Here is a 21386-nt window from a genome sequence, read left to right on the forward strand (position 1 = left end):
AACTACTCATATTTAAGCGCATCTATAGGATTGGATTTCGCAACTTTTACAGACTGCACACTTACCGTGATTACCGCAATGATCAAAGACAGGCCAATGGCAATGACAAAAGGCAGAATGGATATCGCCACCCTAAACTCATAACCAGACAACCATTTGTTAATGATGATATACGCCAATGGAAAAGCAATTAAGTTGGCAATAGCCACCAATTTAATAAAATCTTTATTCAGCAAAGTCAGGATATTGACTGTACTGGCACCAAGAACCTTACGGATACTGATCTCCTTTTTCCGCTGTTCTGCCATAAACAAGGCCAGCCCCAGCAATCCCAGACAGGAAATAAAGATGGCAAAACCACCAAACCAATTAGACAAAGTACCCAATAACTGCTCGTTCTGAAATTTTTGTTCAAAATCATCATTGATAAAATGCCGGTCTACAGGAAAATCAGGGTTAATTCTTTTTACCACACCATCAATCTCGTCAACAGAAGCAGAAATGTTCCGCGCCGGGTTTAATCTCATCGTCACATACGCAAGATTATTTATATCATCTCCAATAATCATAGCCGCCGCTCCCTGATACGGTGACTCCATCACAAAATCCTTCATCACCCCAATAATGGTCACCTTTCTATCCCACCTGGTAATAACGGTACCCAAAGGCTCTTTCAATCCCATCACCTTTACTGCAGCCTCATTCACAATCACTTTTGTAGAATCCCGCTGGTTTTCTAAAAATTCCTTACCAGCCACCATTTGAGAACCCAAAGTTTCCGTCAAATCAGCCCCGGCATCTCTAAAGTTGAACAACACATTTTCATTTGGATTTTTCCCTGGCCATTCTACCCCAAAAGTATTGTTACCGCCACTATTTAAACTGTTGCTAAAATACGTTACATGCGTAACGGCACCTGTCTTAAGCAATTGCTCTTTCAGCAATGCTAATTTTTCAGGGCGTTTAAGATTCCCCTGGATCGGTATTTCTATCAATCCATTTTGATCGTATCCAACTGGTTTATTCTTTATAAAATTCAGCTGCTGATAAATCACCGATGTGCAAACAATTAAACAAGCTGCAAATACAAATTGAAAAACAACCAGGACCCTCCTTACGGAAAGCGAGGAATTTCCAGCCATACTGAAACCTTTTAAAACTTTAACCGGTTCAAAAGAAGAAAGGTAAAAAGCAGGATAGCTTCCTGCAATGCAACCTGTAACAAGTGTTAAGCCCAATAAAGTTGCCCAAAACTTCCATTCCCCATAGTTGACGGTCAGCTGGATATTTAACAGATTATTAAAATACGGCAGACACAGTTCTATTAAAACAAAAGCCACAATCATACCTAGTAAGGCAAGTAAAACTGACTCCAGCATAAACTGGCTGATCAGCGATTTCCTGGAAGAACCGATAGCTTTTCGAACACCTACCTCCCTTGCTCTTTTTTCAGACCTGGCGGTAGAAAGGTTCATAAAATTCACGCAGGCAATGAGCAAAATACAAAAAGCCAGGATAAAGAAAATTTTGATCTGGTCTATCTTACCCCCAACTGATTTACCATTTTCGAAGGTGCTGTATAAATGGTATCTGGATAAAGGATGCAAAAAGGAAATATCAGTAGTTGATGGATCATGATTCTGATACATTTTCTCCATCAGGCCATTTGCAGTAGCAAAAGATGCATTGTTTTTTAACTGAATCAGGGTCGTACAAAAATTATTTCCCCAGTCGGAAGTTTTAACCCAGGGATTTTGCTCTGCAAAAAGATCCCATGGCATCAGGTAATCAAATTGAAAACTGCTGTTTTTTGGTACATCTGCAATAACGGCTTCTACATTTAATACATACTTGCCATCTAACTTTACAGTCTTATTAAGCGGATCTTCATTTCCAAATAAATTTCTGGCCATCGTTTCTGTTAAAATAATAGAATTAATGTCCTTCAGTACTTTATCTGGATTTCCCTTAATAAATTTATAGTCTAGGATCTTAAGAAATTCAGGATCAGCATACACTGCATCTTTTTTAAACCTGTTTTCGTTATAGCTCACCAGCTGCGGGCTTGGGAAAGAAGATCGGGACACATAGGTTATACCCGGAACTTTACTTCGGACCTCCTTTGCCATCACTCCAGGCGTACCCGCCCAGGTAAACGTCTTTACTGCTGTTTTAGAATTATGATAAGCAATATAGGTCTTATCGTAATTTTTAAACTGTTTATCATAGCCCCATTCATAAGCTACATAAAGCAGCAGTACCATGCAACTGGCCAATCCGATAGCCAAACCACCCACATTGATGAAGGTATAACCTTTATTTTTCCAGAGGTTTCGCAAAGCGATTTTCAAATTCAGTTTAAACATAGGAGGTTATTTTTGGGTTATTCGTATTTAAGTGCATCCACCGGATTCGCTTTTGCTACTTTAAACGACTGTATGCTGACCGTAAGCAGCGCAATCAACATGGACAACAGAAAGGCCACTGCAAAAGGAAGAACAGATAGACCAATCCTGAAGTCGTAACCAGAAAGCCATTTATTCACAATTACATAACCCAGCGGAAAAGCAATCAGGTTTGCAATAAGAACCAGTTTAATGAAATCAGCATTCAGCAGAATCAGGATATTAAGAGAATCTGCCCCAAGCACTTTCCGGATACTGATCTCTCTTTTCCGCTGTTCAGCCATATACAGAGCCAGGCCCAATAAACCCAGGCAGGAGATAAATATAGCAAAGCCTCCAAACCAGTTCGATATCGTACCCAGAAGTTTTTCATTCTGGAATTTCATTTCAAAATCCTCATTTACAAAATGCCTATCTACAGGATACTCCGGATTCAATGTCTTGATTTTATCTTCAATAAACTGAACGGCTTTACTCAGGTTCTGATCTGGCGACACCCTGATCAGCATCGCCGATCCAATATATTTAGTGTGAGACATGATCAGTGCACTGGTTTTTTGATAAGGAGATTCAAACACATAATCCTTCACCACACCAATAATAGTCACCGGAGTATCGTCCCAGGTAATCTTCGCTCCGACAGGCTCCTTTATGCCCATAATTTTAGCCAATGTTTCATTGATAATTACACTAGTCGAATCCGCATGACTTATAGAAAAATCCCGTCCGGCAGTCAATTCCATTCCTGCTGTTTTGATCATATCATAACCTGTATTCCTATAGTTCACCAATATTTTTTCTTCCGGATTCTTTCCCGGCCATGATACCCCATAACCGTTGTTTCCCCCACCTGTAATCGTTCTGGAAGAATAAGTTACCCCACTCACATACCCGGATTTCAACAGCTCAGCTTTAAGCACTTGAAATTTACCTGCATCCTTCAGGTTCCCCTGAACCGGAATCTCAATCAGGTTGTTTTTATCGTAGCCAATTGGCTTGTTCTTAATATAATTGAGTTGCTGATAAATAACTGTAATACAAATGATCAGGCAAGCAGCAAATACAAACTGAAAGACCACCAGCAATTTCCGTATAGATAAAGAAGAATTTCCAGGTAAAGTAAAACCCTTTAAAACCTTTATCGGATCAAAAGAAGATAGATAAAAAGCCGGATAACTGCCCGCTATAACCCCGGTAAACAAGGCCAGCAAAAGCAGAACCGTCCAGAACTGCCAGGAACTGTATTCAATCACAAGAGTTATTCCAAGCAGGCCGTTAAAATAAGGCAATGCAATTTCCAGCAAGATAAAGGCGAATACCATGCTAATCAAAGAAAGTAATACAGACTCCATCAAAAACTGTCGGATCAGATCTTTCCGTGAAGAACCAATGGCTTTACGTACCCCAACTTCCTTAGACCTCTTTTCAGACCTGGCCGTAGACAAGTTCATAAAATTCACACAGGCAATAAGTAATATACAGAAAGCCAGCATAAAAAAGATCTGCAGCTGCTGTATTTTTCCACCCACAGATTTTCCGCCTTCAAAAGTACTGTACAAATGCCACCTGGATAAGGGATGGAGAAAAGGCTCTCCATTACTACCTTTTTCTTTAGCCTTGATCATCCCATGGATCTGTGTATTGGCTTTGTCAAAAAAGCTATTGTCTTTTAGCTGAACAAAGGTCGTACAAAAGTTACTGCCCCATATATTTCCCTTTGCCCAGGGATTGATTTTTTCAAACATGGTCCAGCTGAGCAAATAATCAAAACTGATACTGCAGTTTTTTGGAGCATCAGCCACCACACCTTCCACCTTTAAAACCTCTGTATTGTCCAGTTTAATAATTTTATTAACCGGGTCTTCATTTCCAAACAATGCCTTAGCCATAGACTGAGAAAGCACCACCCCATCCGGATTTTTTAACAGCGCAGCAGGATTTCCTTTCAGTACCTTGAAGTCAAATATTTTAAAAAAATCTGGCCCGGTAAACAAAGCCGTCTTTTTAAAACTATTCCGGTTATAGGTGAGCAATCTTTCATCAGGATAAGACACATGTACCGCATGCTCTACCCCCGGAATCTCTGCTTTAACCGCCTCGGCCAATACGCCCGGGGTGGCATTAAAGCTAAGAATCGTTCCATTTGCAGTTTGGTTATTGTAGGTCACATAAGTAGTTTTGTAATTGGAAAACTGCTTGTCATAGCCCCATTCATAAGCTACATAAAGCAACAACAACATACAGCTGGCCAATCCAATGGCCAGGCCGCCCACATTGATCAGGGTATATCCTTTATGCTTCCATAAGCTTCGAAGGGCTATGCTCAAATTCAGTTTAAACATCTTATATCAATTCTTCAGTACGTCCTTTATTGATTTTTTCAGAGATCACATGGCCATCTTTCAGGTTGATGATCCGGTTGGAAAAACTCGCATCATGCGAAGAGTGGGTCACCATCACAATCGTAGTTCCCGTTTCGTTCAACTCACATAAAAGCTCCATCACCTCGTTACCATGAGAACTGTCCAGGTTACCCGTAGGCTCATCCGCCAGTACCAGTTTTGGTTTGGTGACCAGGGCCCTGGCCACCGCTACACGTTGCTGCTGTCCCCCGGAAAGCTGCTGTGGAAAGTGACCGCTCCGGTTCACAATATTCATTCGTTCAATGATCTCATTAACCAGTTTTTTACGCTCTGCAGCTGGAATTTTATTATAAATAAGCGGCAACTCAATATTTTCAAAAACCGTAAGTTCATCGATCAGGTTGAAATTCTGAAAAACAAACCCCATATGTTTCTTCCTGAAGTTAGAACGTTCCCGATCATTCAGCTTCAGTAATTCTGTTTCCATAAACTTGTAACTTCCGCTTTCTGGTTTATCTAGTAACCCCATTACATTTAACAAAGTAGATTTACCGCAGCCCGATGGTCCCATGATAGAAACGAATTCCCCCTCTTTAACATGCAGGTTGATTCCGTTTAATGCAGTCGTTTCAATTTCTTCAGTTTTATAAACTTTTTCGAGGTTTTCAATTCTTATCATAGCTTTCGTTTAATAGCGTTTTGAGATAAAGCAGTGTTCAGCACTGTATTTTTATTTATTAATTTGAATAATATCGTATTGATTATATTGATCGTAAGAAGAAGTAATCACCTCCTCGTCTTTCTGCAAGCCTTCCATAACTTCATAATATTTAAAATTCTTACGGCCCACTTTTATATTTCTTTTGGTCGCCTGTCCATCTTTGACCACAAACACCCAACTGCCCCCTGTACTCTGAAAGAACTGTCCTTGTGCCAGCAACAAAGATTTACTGTTGTCAGATAAGGTGAGCTTTACCTGTAAAGATAAGCCTCTTCTCAATTCATCCGGCGATTTACCTTCAAATACCAATTCTATCTGGAATTGTCCGGCAGTTACTTCAGGAATCACTTTCCTTACCGAAAGCTGATAGGTCTTTCCATCAAATTCACAAGTCGCCTTCTGGCCTTCTTTTACCCGGTTAATGTAGTACTCGTCTACCCCAGCCTGCAGCTTATAGCCCTGCATCACATCAATCTTTCCTAACATTTCATTGGAGTTATAGGATTTTCCAATCACAGGATCATAAGAAGACAACCTTCCAGCCACAGGTGCTTTTATAGTCATGTTTTCAATATTCTGACGAATGGTTTCCAAACTCTCGTTCATTCTTGTCACTGAAACATCAATTTGCTTCAACTGCATCACCCGACTTTGATTTTCCTGTTTTATAGCCTGTTTCAGGATATCTTTACGTCCCATATAATATTCATAGTCCTGGCTGGAAGCACTGAATTCTTCTCTGGTGATGATCTTTTTAGCATACAAAATACTATCTGTTTTATATTTTCTTGTCGCCGATCTTAAACTGTTTTCAATGACCATCATATCCTGGCTCATCACCCGCTGGTTCTGTTCCAGATCCAGTCTTACCTTCCGCAATTGATTGATCTGTTCCGTAATACTGGTTTCACTGCTGGTGTAATTGGAAAGCGCATTAGGATTTGCTATCCTTAACAAGGGTGTTCCTTTTGCCACAGAAGCACCATTTTCGGTAAAAATCTCTGCTACCGTTCCGCCTTCAGAAGAACTTACGATCACCGAAGTCAGAGGTACCACACTCGCATTTAATAAGGCCACATCTTCAAAATCTCCGTAAATAACCTTACTGATTGTAATTTTATCTGCATCTGCTTTATATACTTTATGAAGCGACAAACTGTATCCATAAGCCACCAGGCCTAAAAATACAAGGCCGCCAACCATCATCAGTATCGTTTTTTTATTGAATCTCTTTTTCTCTATTTTCTTGTCCATGTTGATCTATCACCTTATTGTCCGGAGATTAGCCAAGGGTATGCCAAAGCAAAAAACAATAATTATATCACTAATTATCAACAAGTTAAAATCAATACCACCTTATAACTGTTCATAAGCGAACAGTTATTGTACATCATCGAACACTTTATGTATTTTTGATCACATTAAACCAAAATATAACCATAATTAATTTCCTGAAAATGATAGATGCCAACGTTTTAGTGATAGATGATGATGACGACATCCTGCTCAGTGCCAAACTTTTCCTGAAGCAGCATTTTAAACAAGTGATCATCTGTAAATCACCCAAAGAAATTAATGTATTGCTGAGCCGGAACGAAATTGACATCATTCTGCTCGACATGAATTACCAGAAAGGGGCAAGTGATGGCCGTGAAGGTTTATACTGGCTAGAACATATTCTCTCTATAGACAAAGATTATGTGGTCATCTTAATGACCGCCTATGGTAATGTCGAACTGGCGGTTCAGGCCATAAAAAAAGGAGCCACAGATTTTATCCTCAAACCCTGGGAAAACGACAAGCTTTTCGCAACCTTATCTTCGGCCTCCAGGTTAAGACAATCTACCAAAAAAGTAAAAAAACTGGAGAAAATCCACAGTTCCATGCAGAAAGACATGGCGCGGGCTTTTGAACATATCGTTGGCAACTCTGAGCCCGTTAAACGCCTGCAGGGTACGCTGGTTAAAGTAGCCCCAACGGACGCCAATGTGCTGATCCTTGGAGAAAACGGAACTGGAAAACAAGTCTTTGCCTATGAGCTGCATAAACACTCATTGCGTAAAAACAATATCTTTATGCACGTAGATCTGGGCTCTTTGAATGAGAACCTTTTTGAGAGCGAACTTTTTGGTTATGCAAAGGGTGCTTTTACAGATGCCAAAGAAGACAAACCCGGCCGTTTCGAGCTGGCTGAAGGTGGCACCATTTTTCTCGATGAAATTGGAAACCTAACCTTGCCCCTGCAAGCCAAACTCCTCAGTGTAATTCAAAACAGAACGGTAAACCGATTAGGAGAAAGCAAGGAAAGAAAAATTAATGTACGTTTAATTACCGCGACCAATATGCCTTTAAATGAAATGGTCGGTAAAGGTACTTTCCGACAGGATCTCTTATTCAGAATTAATACTGTAGAACTGGTCTTGCCACCACTTTCTCATCGCGGAGATGATATTTTGCTGCTCGCCGAACATTTTCTGCAGAGTTTCAATGTAAAATACCACAAGAACCTTCAAAAATTTGACACCAAAGCAGAACAGATGCTGTTAAGTTACCAGTGGCCAGGAAATGTACGCGAACTGCAACACGTCATTGAAAGGGCAGTGATCATGTCCGACGGTCTGCACATCAGCACAGACGATCTGCAGCTCAGTCCGCAGAAATTTGGAGGTACCCCCGTCATGCAAACGGACATGGCCCTGGAAGACATGGAAAAACTCATGGTCCAGAAAGCCATAGATAAACACAAAGGCAATATCTCCAGAGCGGCATCAGAACTCGGACTAACCCGTGCAGCTTTATATAGACGCATAGAAAAATTTGACCTGTAATGTTTAAAAGCTTCACCTTCCAGCTGCTCATCCGGCTATTGTTTATCAATATGCTGGCCATACTCCTGGTTTATCTCATCAAAAATACAGAACTCTGGTTCACCATTTCAGGTATTGGCCTTATTCTTCTAACCAGCATCATTTCCCTTTACTATTATATTAACCAAATGAGGGAAGACATAAAACGCTTCATTCTGGCGGTTAAGATGCAGGACAATACCATTAACTTTAAAAACAAAGTGACCCGGGGCAGTTTTCCTGAACTGTATGAATCATTCAACGATATCATTAAAATCCACAAAGACATCCACCTGGAAAAGGATTCCATGTTCCAGCTGATTAAAACCATCCTGGAGCAAGTTCCAGTCGGTGTTATTGTAGTTAAAGATAAAGAAATAGATACAATGCAATCGGAAATTGTTTTCTTCAACATGGCCGCAACAAACCTTTTACAGGTGCCCGCCTATAAGTACTGGCACCGCTTAAAGAAACACCTCCCCTTTTTCACTACAGAAATCAACAATATAAAGGAAGGTGGAAAAAAGTTTATAGAGCTGAAGATACAGGATAAACTGACACAACTGTCAACAGAGGTGATTCCATTGAACTTGTACCACACAGATTATATCATTATCTGCTTCCAGAACATTAAAGATGAAATAGAGCAGAAAGAAGCCGAAGCCTGGAACCGGCTTATTGGCGTAATTTCCCACGAAATCTTAAATTCCATAACCCCCATCAGTTCCTTATCAGATACGGTTCACCGTATGGTAGCTAATAAAGAAACCCTGGATGCTGAAGATCTGGAAGATCTGAAACCTGCATTACAAACCATAAAAAGAAGGTCCGAAGGACTCCTTGACTTCGTTAAAGACTACCGCTTAATTGCAGAATTACCCACTCCTGACCTGCAGAGCCATACCATTGGCGAGATTCTTCAACACATTAAAGTTCTGATGCAGCCTTTTGCTTCCGGCAAGAATATCCAGCTAAAAATTGAACAAACCTCTTCAAAAATAACCATCAAACTAGACCTTAAACTTATAGAACAAGCCTTAATTAACCTGGTGACCAATAGTATTCATGCTGTTGAAGGCTGTGAACATCCGGTGATTGAAATCAATTACCGTTTAGAACAGAATCGACTTTTCCTGGATGTATCGGACAACGGTAAAGGTGTAGATCCCGAACTGATCGATAAAATATTTGTACCCTTCTTTACCACGAGGAAAAATGGTTCGGGTATTGGATTAACCATTACCCGAAACATTATGAAAATGCACCAGGGAAGTTTGGAAGTCAATTCCATTCCTTTCGAAAAGACTGTTTTCTCGCTGGTGTTTAAATATCAATAATTAAATTTTAGTGCCATTTGGAATAATTGCGCCCTTTTTTATAACGACGATACCATCCTTAACAGCATAAGTACCAAAATCACCGTTTGCAAGGTGCACACCGCCTATAATCTGGACATCATTACCGATCTTGCAGTTTTTATCCAGGATCGCATTGGAAATTACACATCTTTCTCCAATACCAATCAATGGATGACCACGATCGGTTTCCTCCTGGATCTCTTCCAGGGTCTGGTACCGGTCACTGCCCATAATATAGGCATGTTCTACTTTAGTTCCCTTTCCTATCCTTGAACGGATGCCAATTACAGTATGCTTAATATCGTCTGCCTGCAGGATACATCCCTCGGCAATCACTGCCTTATCCAATGTTGTTCCTAAAATTTTAGATGGTGGAAGCATCCGCGGACGGGTAAAAATACTGTGCTGACTGTCAAACAAATTAAACTTGGGAATATCGTCTGTCAGACCAAGATTAGCCTCAAAGAAAGAGGAAATATTACCAATATCCGTCCAGTATCCCTCATACTGAAAGCTCAGCACCCGATGTTCTTCGATTACACGCGGAATAATCTCCTTCCCAAAATCTTTCTCATCCGGATTCTCCGCAAAAATCTTGATCAGCAGGTCCTTATTAAAAATATAAATACCCATAGAAGCCAGGAAGTCCCTTCCTTCTGCATGCATCGCCTCACCGGTATCTGATGACCAGTCTTTCAATAATTCCGCAGCTGGTTTTTCTATAAAAGAGGTGATAATATTCTCTTCATTGGCTTTCAATATCCCAAAATCTGTTGCATCCTTTGCATTTACCGGAATTGTTGCAAGCGAAATCTCTGCCTCACTTTTAATGTGTGCCTCCAGCATTTCATTAAAGTCCATCTGGTACAACTGGTCTCCCGAAAGGATCAGTACATATTCAAATTCATGGTTCAGCAAATGGTGCATGGTTTGCCTTACCGCATCTGCCGTACCCTGGAACCAGGTTGGGTTCTCTGGTGTTTGCTCTGCAGCCAGAATATCTACAAAAGCATCACTGAAATGACTGAAGTGATAGGTATTCTTTATATGCTTGTTTAAAGATGCCGAATTAAATTGTGTCAGTACAAACATGCGGTGTATGCCCGAATTTAAACAATTTGATATAGGAATATCAACTAAACGGTACTTACCTGCAATAGGCACCGCTGGTTTGGAGCGGGTTTGGGTAAGCGGAGACAAGCGGGAGCCCTGGCCACCGCCAAGGATAACACCCAAAACTTTTTCGGTCATAACTCTTAATTTTACATTTGGTATAAATCTATATATTGTTGTGCAGCCCTATCCCAGGAGTGATCCAGCTGCATCATGTATTTTCGGATCTCTTTCATCCTTGTTTTCTCTTTATAAAGCTCATAAGCCCTTCCTATAGCATGGCCTACATCCCAGATACTGGTCTGGTCGTGACATATGCCAAAGCCACCATCCCCAATATCAATAACAGTATCCTTTAATCCTCCAATTCTTCTCACCACAGGCACAGTACCGTACCGCAGGGCATACATTTGGTTTAACCCGCAAGGTTCTACTCTGGAAGGCATTAACAGAAAATCTGCCCCCGCATAGATCTGATGAGACAATTGCTCATTATAACCTATATAGGCATTATAATTCTTTGGAAATAAATTTTTCAAATGCATTAATCTTCCTTCTACCTGCGGATCGCCAGAACCCAAAACCAATATATTAACCTCTCCTTCAAAATGATTTAAAGCATTGTAAAAAATATCGGGCAACAAATCTGCGCCCTTTTCCCCAACCAGCCTGCCAATAAAAGTAAACAGGGGTTTTGTAGGATTCAAGCCAAAAACATCGCAAAGCGCTTCTTTGTTTGCTGCTTTTCCATTTTCCGCTGTTTTTATAGTAAAGTTCTTATGCAACATGGGATCTTTTGCCGGATCCCAAACTTCATTATCAATTCCGTTGAGGATACCTACTGATTTTCCACGCTCCTGAGCAAGCAATTCTTCAAGGCCATTGGCATTGTAACGGATCTCCTCCAAATAGCTTGGTGATACAGTAGTTACCCTCCAGGCACATTTAATTGCAGCCGCAAGTGGATTGATTGCACCTTTCCAGTCCAGCTGACCAGATTTCCAGGTATCAAATGCGGGTATATAATGGAGCTTGTCCCATCCGAATTGGCCCTGGTATTGCGCATTGTGAATAGTCAATACACTGGGTACCCTGCTGAGTTTCCTGTAGCGCACGCAGTGTGACATCATAAAAGGAATTAGACCCGTATGATGGTCATGGCAGTGCAAAACATCCGGCTGATGCTCCCATTGTTCTATCCAGTCTAAAATGGCTATCTGAAAGGCAAGGAAACGTTCCGTATCATCTTCGTAACCATACACCTGAGGACGGTCTGTCAGCCCGGCAATATGGACAAGAAAAAGATCAAATCCGAGTTTATTGGTCTTTTCCCTGAATATTCGTACCGTAAAATCACGAAAGCCCAGTTTACCCCAGCCATCATACACCACTTCAAATTCATTTTCCTGCATAAACCGGGTTTCGTAGGCCGGCATCACTACTTTTGCAAAATGCCCAAGCTTATTCTGATATTTGGGTAAAGCACCAACCACATCTCCTAATCCCCCTACCTTTGCAACGGGATAACACTCGGCGCTTACATGTATAATCTCCATAATTTAACAGTTTCAAAAACCCTCTCAAATTAGGGATTAGAATACGTAAAGCAAATATTTAGCCCAAAATAATTTTGTTTAGCCCGATTTGATCTAATTTCGAAAAATAGACCATCTGAAAGTATGTTGGGTTTTACGAAGAAGTAAAGTTCAGATCGTCAGAAAAAAATAAAAAATTATAGTCGTTTAGAAAAAAGAAAGGAAGTGAATTATGTTGGAAAATTCTGTACAGCTACTTCAAGACTAACGATATCAGGCGGCTGCAGAAGCCGCAGATCTCTGAGGTCTTTTCGCAGCGTACGAGAATTTTCCGTAGCAAATTGCAGAAGAAGGAGGTGACCGGGTACTTTGCTTATTGAAGTTCTACAGGGTATGTGTTTTTTCCATTACTCCAGGTCCCGGTCATCTTTCCATTAGAAGGCAGAGAAATCAGAAAAATGGCAGGTGTATTTTCCTTACCATCCATACTGTCTTCTTTCATTTTTAACTGTCCTTTCTCCATACTACACCTTAGGTTGATCTCCTTTCCAACCTTGTCATAGTAATAGGAGGCATAAATCCGGTCTTTATAAATCCGGTCAATCACTAAAGTAATCGCATATTGATGATTGATCTTTCCAGTATAAAGCCCTTCATGAAAGCCTTTTGCAATAGCTGGACTGCAGTTCGCATTTTTGGTCAGTAAAAGGCATTTAACATAAGCGTTCAGATATGGTTCCAGAGATTTTACAGTTAAGCGGTTATTATAAACATCTGCTTTGTCTTCCAGTGCCTGGAAATAATGTTGCCCCGAACAAGACCTCCTGATGAGCAGTAAGCCCTCCTTTTGGAATTTCAGGTCATCGTCGTTGAGCTCATCCCCATCCATATCCCGGAGACATTCTGAATAGGTCGTATAAACAGCTTTATGCTCCCCGGTAACATCTTTCATGGTTTTGAGATAAGCACTCAACCGTTTCTTGCGATTGGAAATCACCATCTTATTTATGGCTTCATACCCAGCATCCGTAAGCAAGTCCCTGAATTTAATCAGTTTTCCGGTAGAAGCATCAAAATTATAGACATGTCCATATTCATTGAGAGAAGCCGAACTGTATTCTCCGTTCACCTCCACCGAAAAGATCTGGCTGGTATTATTCAGCACAGTATACCTCAATCCGGTTACCCCCTGATTGGAGCCAGCAGCCGGCCTTATAGATTCAAAAGGACTTTGCTTATACTTACCAGGCAGACTGTGCAGCTCAGCACCATGCAAAAAAGTATTGATTTGCTTTTCAGCAGACGTTTTCCCGGTTAAAAGGAAAAAATCAAGGTCTTCCTCACTAAATTTTTTAAGCTTGAAATGTTGCGCCTGAACGGACACAGAAAGCGTCAGAAACGCCAATACAATCCCCACTCTTTGTAGATAGATGTTCAAATTCATATTGTTTTCTTAGGTAAACAAAGATTAGAAATTTCTTTGGCTTAGCGAGGAAGGGAAGAGAATTATGTCAGAAAATTCTGTACAGCTGCTTCAAGACTAACGATATCAGATCCGCTGAAGGAGCGGACAGATCTCTGAGGTCTTTCCGCAGCGTACGAAAATTTTCCGCAGCAAATTGCAGAGAAGGGTGGTGACCGGGTAAGACGTATCAACTCCTATACGCCCAGCCCGGACTCTCCCCCCAGCTAAGCGCCCAGAAAAAATCGATATTACTCAGAGGAGACCTCAGCTTTCGAAGCAGGCCGCAAAGCGGCGCGCAGAAAGCGTAGTATCCGAAGAGTATATCGATTTTTTACTTAATAGCTTACATTTCTAAACATCAATGCAGCTACGGTCAGATTTGTCCTGCTGTCCACCAATATCGCCGCACCATTTGCCTTATTCTCGGTATATAAGTCAAAAGGCAACTCATCAGCCGTTTTCAAAACCACACGTCCAATATCGTTCAGCTTAAAATCATGCGCATCCTGTTTTGCAAGCGTATTGATATCTACTTTATATACAATCTCCCTAATCTTACATTTAGTGATCTTACTATTGTGCTGCAGCAAATACGTAATACTGTCATCCAGCGGACGCGCATCCATCCAGCACAAATCTGCCTCAATCACCTGCGAACTTTGCGGTAAATGATCAGAATTCACCAATACATCACCCCTGCTGATGTCAATATTATCTTTCAGGTGAATCGTAACCGACTGCCCTGCAAAAGCCTCTACAGGTCTTTGATCAAAGATCTCTATCCGGTCAATCACAGAACTGTGCCCGGAAGGCAACACCGTTACCTTATCATCAACATTAAAAGAACCACTCAAAATACGGCCAGCGTAACCACGATAATCATGTAATTCATCCGTCTGTGGGCGGATCACCCATTGCACAGGCATCCTGGCCAGGTTATAAGGCAATGCATCTTCCACATCCACACTCTCCAGAAAATGCAATAAACTTCTACCCTGATACCATTGCATATGCTCAGACTCATTGACTACGTTATCCCCTTTCAAAGCACTCACCGGAATGAAGGTCACCTCCTTAAGGTTAAGTTCTGCCGCCAAAGCCTTATATTTCTCCGTAATCGCATTAAATACCGTCTCACTGTAGCCTACCATGTCCATTTTGTTTAGGCACACCACTACATGTTCTATACCCAGCAAAGAAACCAGGTAAGAATGCCGGATGGTTTGTTCCACAACGCCATTACGGGCATCAATCAGGATGATCGCCAGTTTCGCTGTGGAAGCACCGGTAACCATATTTCTCGTATACTGAATATGACCAGGGGTATCGGCGATAATAAATTTACGCTTTTCCGTCTGGAAATATTTATAAGCAACATCTATAGTGATACCCTGTTCCCGCTCCGCCCTTAAACCATCTGTTAAAATCGCCAGGTCAATAGTACCGTCATCATTTTTACGGTTACTGGCCTGCAGCGCTTCCAGCTGATCGGCCAAGATAGAATCTGTATCATATAACAAGCGGCCAATCAGCGTACTTTTACCATCATCAACACTACCTGCTGTAAAAAATTTTAATATGTTCATTAAAAATACCCTCCTTTCTTACGGTCTTCCATAGCGGCTTCCGATACTTTATCATCCATTCTGGCACCACGTTCACTAATTTTAGATGCACTGATTTCAGCGATAATATCATCCAGCTCAGTCGCATCTGAACTGACCGCAGCAGTACAACTCATGTCACCCACTGTACGGAAACGTACTTTTTTACGTTCAACGATATCTTCCTCATCCATATTTAAAAAAGGAGAGGCAGCCATTAGCTGGCCATTTCTGGTAATACAATCCCTTTCGTGTGCGAAATAAATAGAAGGCAATTCCATTTTCTCTCTTTTAATGTAATTCCATACATCAAGCTCTGTCCAGTTGCTGATTGGAAAAACCCTTACATTCTCTCCTTTATGAATCCTTCCGTTGTAAATGTTCCAAAGTTCCGGGCGCTGACGTTTTGGATCCCACTGCCCAAACTCATCCCTAACTGAAAAAATACGTTCTTTCGCTCTTGCTTTTTCTTCATCTCTCCTGGCTCCGCCAATACAGGCATCAAAACCGTATTTAGCGATGGTATCCAGTAAAGTCACGGTTTGCAAAGCATTTCTGCTGGCATTTTTACCGGTCTGTTCAATCACTTTCCCTTCATCAATGGATTCCTGTACATAACCCACAATCAGTTTCTCACCAATTCTATCAATCATCTGATCACGAAAAGTGATGGTTTCTTCAAAATTGTGGCCTGTATCTATATGAACCAGTGGAAAAGGAAATTTTCCAGGCCGGAATGCCTTTTCAGCAAGACGAACCAGCGTAATAGAATCCTTACCTCCGGAAAATAATAAAGCTGGTTTTTCAAACTGACCCGCTACCTCACGTAAGATGTGAATGGCCTCCGCTTCCAGCTCATCTAAATAATCTAAATTAACCTTACTCATATCTTATTTCTTATTGTTGAGTGGCATGTAAACCACATTCTTTTTTTGACTGATCTTCCCACCACCATCTTCCGGCACGAAAATCTTCTCCTTCTCTTACTGCACGGGTACAAGGTGCACAGCCAATGCTGGGAAAACCTTTATCGTGCAAGGTATTGTATACCACGTTGTTTTCTTTAATATAAGCCTTTACTTCTTCCAATGTCCAGTTGAACAAAGGATGAAACTTCAACAACTGATTGCCTTCATCCCATTCTATATTACTCATATCATGACGGTTCAAAGATTGCTCTCCCCTAATCCCGGTTACCCAGATTTTTTTACCGTTTAAGGCCCGCTTTAAGGGTTCTATCTTGCGGATATGACAGCATTCTTTCCGGTTTTCTACAGATTCATAAAAGCTGTTTGGCCCTTTCTGATCAACCATAGCTTGCAAAGGCGCCGCTTGTGGAAAGTAGGCATGAATTTTCTTTTTATAAATCTCCAGGGTACGGTTCCAAACATAATAAGTTTCCGGAAACAATCTCCCGGTTTCCAGTGTAAACACCTCTATTGGAACATCATTTCTGAAAATTAAATCGGTAATCACCTGGTCTTCCCAGCCAAAGCTGGTTGAAAAGGTAATTTCTCCGGGATATTTTTGTGCAAAATACTGAAGTGACGCCACCGGGTCCAGGCCCTGTATGTCTTTCGCGATATCTGCTAAATAGGTATTCATTGTCTTAAAACAATTTTAAAATAAAACCAAAGATGCTGCGCAGGCTCACCAGAATCACAATAATCCCTACGGCTACCATAATGGTTTTCACAGAGATCTTATTGGACACCCTCGCTGCAATAGGTGCCGCCAAAGCGCTGCCGATAACCAAGCCTGCAACCGCTTCCCAGTGGGCACCGTTCAACATCGTTAAAAAAGTTAAAGAACTCATCGAAGCTATAAAAAAACGGGTAATTTTTACCGTTCCTAAAGAAAATCTTGGATTTCTACCTCCGGCAATTAAGCTGGACAAAACAATAGAGCCCCAGCCTCCTCCGCCTACCGCATCAATAAAGCCACCAAGCAGCCCCAGCAAAGAAATTTTCTTGATCTTTCCTTTTGCAGTTGGCTTACCGGTTTTATAGGCTTTAGATAGGATCACCCCGCCCAGAATCAAGGTATAAATAGAAACCAGCGGTTTGGTGTACTGGCTGTAGTGCTCCAGTGAGGACAACAAATAAGCTCCCGCTACTGCACCCAGGATACCAGGAATGATCAGTAAACGGAACAGTTTCCAATTCACATTACCCATACGATAATGCATCCAGCCCGCAATTCCATTGCTCAGAATCTCTGATAAATGGACCGCCATACTGGCTGATGCAGGTGGGATACCCATTGCAAGAGAGAAAGAAGTAGAGGTTACCCCATACGACATACCTATTGCACCATCAATCATCGCAAAAACAAATCCACCCAGCAAGAACCAATAGAATACAGGATTCAGGTTGAGCAGGAAAGTTTGAAACTCTGGTTCTTTATGCCAAAAAACAGCAATGACTACAGAGATGGACAGCACAATAGTGATCCAGACCAGCCATTTAAAGTTCAGTTTCATCGCTTTGCTTTTCTGGTCTTCGACCAGTAAGGAAGTAACTTTGTTGAGCTTCTTAACCTTATCTGTAAAATCACCTTCTAGTTTATTTCTGAGTTCCTGCATCTGTTGAAGAGTTATATTTAATTCGTCGGGTAAACCATCATTTAAAGTTTCTTTCAGTCTTTTGGCAATCGTTGGCGATTTTCCGTTGGTGGATATCGCAATTTTCAAGTCTCCTTTTTTAACAATGGAGCCAAGATAAAAATCACACAGCTCGGGTTTATCTGCAAAATTGGCGAGAATCTTCCGTTCCTTGGCTGCCGCACGGATTTTCTCGTTTAAATCTGCATTATTGGTTGCAGCAATGACCAGTTCCGCCGTGTCCAGATCTCCAAGTTCAAAGGCTCGCTGCGTAAGGCTTATATTTGGAAATTTTGCTGCCAGTTCTTTCAATTGGGGCAAAATTTCCAAAGCAACCAAGGTGATCTTTGCTGAAGGGCTGTTGTTCAGTAGTGCAGATAATTTTTCTAATCCAACAGGCCCTCCGCCCACTACCAGTGTATGTAAAGTATCTAGCTTAATAAAAACGGGAAATAACTGGTTGCCTTCCAAATTGTCTGTTGCTTAGAGTTCTTCTTTTAATGCTTTGTAAAAATCCTTGATGGGCTGGAAAGAAGGATGTAAAGAAACCACCTCTCCAAAAACGAGCAAGGCTGGTGCTTTGATTCCTTTTTCCAAAACAATTTCTTCAATGGTATCTACAATTCCGATCGCCAGTTTTTCCTCTTCGGTTGAACCACTCTGAATGGCAGCTACAGGAAGTTTATTTTTTCCTTCATTCTGAAAAAGTTTTACAATTTCTTTCAGTTTACCCAATCCCATCAGCACCACTACTGTCGCTTTCGTTCTTGCAGCTTCATAAAGGTCGTTAGAAATGGCACCAGATGCTGTTGTACCAGTAACCACCCAAAAGCTTTCACTTAAGCCCCTGTGGGTTACCGGGATTTGCTGAAGCCCTGGAACAGAAATGGAGCTGGAAAGACCCGGAATAACCTGTACCGGAATACTGTATCCGGCAGCATAGTCCAGTTCTTCATAACCTCTTCCAAAAACAAAGGGATCTCCGCCTTTCAAACGCACCACATGTCCGTAATTCAAGGCATAATCAACCATCAGTTTATTGATCTTATCCTGGGATAAGGAGTGTTCTCCTGATCTTTTACCCACATAAATCCGTATCGCATCTGCATGTCCGTAGTCCAGGATGGCCTCGTCTACCAAAGCATCATAAAGGATTACATCTGCTGATTTCAAGGCATTAGCCCCTTTCATCGTGATTAGTTCAGGATCTCCCGGACCTGCCCCAACTAAAGTGATTCTGGGTTCTTTGAACCCTGTTTTTTGTGTAATCATTGTTGAAACGCCCCCTCTCTTTTTGCTTTCATTTCCAGATAGAATCTTTCTGCAGCCTCCAGGTAAGTGGTTGCAAATTGTTCAGTCGGTTCATTCTTATTGATTTGCAATACCAGATCACTGAAACTGCCATTTAGCTGTACCTCTCCGCTATCTACATAATTAGCATCAAACTCACGGATTACTCCGGCTTGTGTACTGCTATTGACACTTTTATCCAGTAACAAAGCTTTTGCTGTATTGACTAAAACACTGTAGGTATGATAGATGGCATCTGCCCAGGCACCTGCCTCATAAGATCTTCTTGCCCATCCCAGTTTTTCTTCTCCTTCCAATAAAAGGGTCGCAACCAGGTCAATCACTACACCTGCACATTCGCCCACGCCAATAGCAGTTTCAAAAGTTTCTTCATGGCCCCAGTCTACATATTCCTCATCCTTCAGATTGGTCAGATCAGCCAATGGCTTCAACAACTGATAAAAATGATCTTTGGTTAGACGATCATAATACTGGTGAAAAGTTTCTCCTTCTTCCGCTTTACCGTGGTAATCGTCCAGCACAACTCTTAAAACGGAGGTGGCTCTTTTTGAAGGGACTTTAATTACGCGCTCAGATACCCGGCCTTCACCGTCCCCTACTGTTCCACCACCCAACATCACCTGAACGGCAGGTACTACTTTGCCATTGGCTTTGACCGAACTGCCATGAAAACCAATATGTGCCAGACCGTGCTGACCGCAAGAATTCATACAGCCACTAATTTTCACTTTGATATCTTTATCATAGATTAAATGAGGATATTCTTCATAAACCAATTCTTCGAGCGTCGCCGCAAGTGACATACTGTTGGAAATTCCCAGGTTACAAGTATCTGTTCCAGGGCAGGTGGTAATGTCTGCAATACTGTCAAAGCCCGGGGCAGCAAAGCCCAGCGCGTTTAACTTTTCAAACAAAACCGGCAAGGCCGATTTACGTACAAATTTCAACAGCAAGCCTTGGTTCTGCGTAATGCGAATCTCGTCGGCAACATAAGGTTGTATTGCTGCAACGAGTTCCCGGGCCATAAATGTGCGGATATCCCCTATTCTTACTTTAATATAGACGCCGTAAAAACCTGTTTGTTTTTGTTCAAACACGTTAGTAGCCAGCCAACGCTGATAGGCCGGTGTATCTTCTGCTTCTGTCGCTTCAGCAGGTAAAGCTGGCGGCGGTTCGGGCAGAGGAACGGTATTTAGGTCGATTTTAAAACTTTTAGATTTATTGGCCGTACGTTCTTCATCTACCAGTCTTAACACTTCATCCAATCCAAGCTTTTGAACCAGATATTTTAAACGTGCTTTATTCCGGTTGTTTCGCTCTCCATAACGATCAAAAACACGCAATACAGATTCTGTATAAGGAATGATCTGATCTTCCGGAAGAAACTCATGTACCGGATGGGCTAAAAATGGTTGTGCCCCTAAACCTCCTGCAAACAAGACCTTAAACCCGCGTTCTCCTTTTTCATTAATCTTTGGAATAAAACCCAGATCATGAATATAGCTGAATGCAGTATCTTTCTCTGTTGAAGAGAAGGAAATCTTAATCTTCCGGCCCATTTCCTGGCAAATCGGATTCCTCAGGAAATAAGAAAATACAGCATGTGCATAAGGCGAAACATCAAAAGGTTCTTCCGGATTAATACCAGAATCAGGTGATGAAGTTACATTTCTAACGGTATTTCCGCAGGCTTCACGCAAGGTGATGTCATCTCTTTCCAGCTGATCCCAGAGCTCGGGTGTTCTGTCCAGGCTTACATAGTGCATTTGGATATCCTGTCTTGTGGTCAAATGCAGATTACCACTGCCATATTCATCGGCAACATCGGCTATTTTCAGCAGTTGCCTGAAAGTAACTTTACCAAAGGGCAGCTTAATGCGGATCATTTGCACCCCAGGTTGTCTCTGACCATAAATCCCTCTGGCCAGACGCAGGCTCCTGAATTTTTCATCATGAATAAGACCTTCCCTAAAGAGACGGATCTTTTTTTCAAGATCAATGATATCCTGCTCTACGACAGGATTTTCAAGTTCTGTTCTAAAACTTTGCATGTTTATTCTAAG

General features: G+C 41.5%; 15 protein-coding genes. 2 read left to right on the forward strand and 13 right to left on the reverse strand.

The annotated features are described in order from the left end of the window. Positions 1-2: 2 nt before the first annotated feature. Genes DBR11_RS02340 through DBR11_RS02355 form a run of 4 tightly spaced genes read right to left on the reverse strand, consistent with a single transcriptional unit; the run spans position 3 to position 6743 of the window. Entirely contained in the window at positions 3-2366 is a 2364-nt protein-coding gene (locus DBR11_RS02340) for an ABC transporter permease (protein ID WP_108550003.1), read from the reverse strand. A 17-nt stretch (positions 2367-2383) separates the two neighbouring features. Further along, positions 2384-4747, reverse strand: a complete 2364-nt coding sequence (locus tag DBR11_RS02345; RefSeq protein ID WP_108550004.1) for an ABC transporter permease — start codon at positions 4745-4747, stop codon at positions 2384-2386. A gap of 1 nt (position 4748) precedes the next feature. Then, positions 4749-5447 carry an ABC transporter ATP-binding protein gene (locus tag DBR11_RS02350; RefSeq protein ID WP_108550005.1) on the reverse strand — a complete coding sequence of 233 codons (699 nt, stop codon included), beginning with the start codon at positions 5445-5447 and terminating at the stop codon, positions 4749-4751. A 51-nt stretch (positions 5448-5498) separates the two neighbouring features. After that, complete coding sequence (locus DBR11_RS02355) at positions 5499-6743, reverse strand: efflux RND transporter periplasmic adaptor subunit (RefSeq protein ID WP_108550006.1); 1245 nt, start codon at positions 6741-6743, stop codon at positions 5499-5501. A 203-nt stretch (positions 6744-6946) separates the two neighbouring features. Here DBR11_RS02355 and DBR11_RS02360 point away from each other — a divergent pair, with 203 nt between their 5' ends. Next, entirely contained in the window at positions 6947-8317 is a 1371-nt protein-coding gene (locus DBR11_RS02360; protein WP_108550044.1) for a sigma-54 dependent transcriptional regulator, read from the forward strand. Next, positions 8317-9672: a PAS domain-containing sensor histidine kinase gene (locus tag DBR11_RS02365; protein ID WP_108550007.1), complete on the forward strand. Its 1356-nt coding sequence runs from the start codon at positions 8317-8319 to the stop codon at positions 9670-9672. Before DBR11_RS02360 ends, DBR11_RS02365 begins: the two co-directional genes overlap by 1 nt. Here the strand turns inward: DBR11_RS02365 and DBR11_RS02370 are convergent, their stop codons facing one another. The 9 genes from DBR11_RS02370 to DBR11_RS02410 all read right to left on the reverse strand — a co-directional run bounded on the left by DBR11_RS02370 (position 9673) and on the right by DBR11_RS02410 (position 21374). Further along, positions 9673-10944 (reverse strand): glucose-1-phosphate adenylyltransferase, encoded by a 1272-nt coding sequence (locus DBR11_RS02370; RefSeq protein ID WP_108550008.1) that lies wholly within the window; start codon positions 10942-10944, stop codon positions 9673-9675. 11 nt (positions 10945-10955) lie between these two features. Continuing rightward, positions 10956-12362, reverse strand: a complete 1407-nt coding sequence (locus DBR11_RS02375; RefSeq protein ID WP_108550009.1) for a glycogen synthase — start codon at positions 12360-12362, stop codon at positions 10956-10958. 352 nt (positions 12363-12714) lie between these two features. Then, positions 12715-13785: a hypothetical protein gene (locus DBR11_RS02380; RefSeq protein ID WP_108550010.1), complete on the reverse strand. Its 1071-nt coding sequence runs from the start codon at positions 13783-13785 to the stop codon at positions 12715-12717. Between the two features lie 356 nt (positions 13786-14141). Beyond that, positions 14142-15392 carry a sulfate adenylyltransferase subunit 1 gene (locus DBR11_RS02385; protein WP_108550011.1) on the reverse strand — a complete coding sequence of 417 codons (1251 nt, stop codon included), beginning with the start codon at positions 15390-15392 and terminating at the stop codon, positions 14142-14144. Continuing rightward, the gene (gene cysD, locus DBR11_RS02390) at positions 15392-16297 is read right to left on the reverse strand and encodes a sulfate adenylyltransferase subunit CysD (protein ID WP_108550012.1); all 906 of its coding nucleotides are present in this window, start codon (positions 16295-16297) and stop codon (positions 15392-15394) included. The genes DBR11_RS02385 and cysD overlap by 1 nt, the downstream gene beginning before the upstream one ends. 10 nt (positions 16298-16307) lie before the next feature. Beyond that, entirely contained in the window at positions 16308-17015 is a 708-nt protein-coding gene (locus DBR11_RS02395; protein WP_108550013.1) for a phosphoadenylyl-sulfate reductase, read from the reverse strand. 4 nt (positions 17016-17019) lie between these two features. Then, entirely contained in the window at positions 17020-18483 is a 1464-nt protein-coding gene (locus tag DBR11_RS02400) for a TSUP family transporter (protein WP_108550014.1), read from the reverse strand. Positions 18484-18495: 12 nt separating this feature from the next. Beyond that, on the reverse strand, positions 18496-19284 hold the full coding sequence (gene cobA, locus DBR11_RS02405; RefSeq protein WP_108550015.1) for a uroporphyrinogen-III C-methyltransferase: 789 nt from the start codon (positions 19282-19284) through the stop codon (positions 18496-18498). Beyond that, positions 19281-21374, reverse strand: coding sequence for a HEPN domain-containing protein (locus DBR11_RS02410; RefSeq protein WP_108550016.1), 2094 nt, complete (start codon positions 21372-21374; stop codon positions 19281-19283). Before DBR11_RS02410 ends, cobA begins: the two co-directional genes overlap by 4 nt. Between the last annotated feature and the right edge of the window lie 12 nt (positions 21375-21386).

It is taken from the genome of Pedobacter sp. HMWF019, assembly GCF_003061025.1.
GTDB lineage: Bacteria > Bacteroidota > Bacteroidia > Sphingobacteriales > Sphingobacteriaceae > Pedobacter.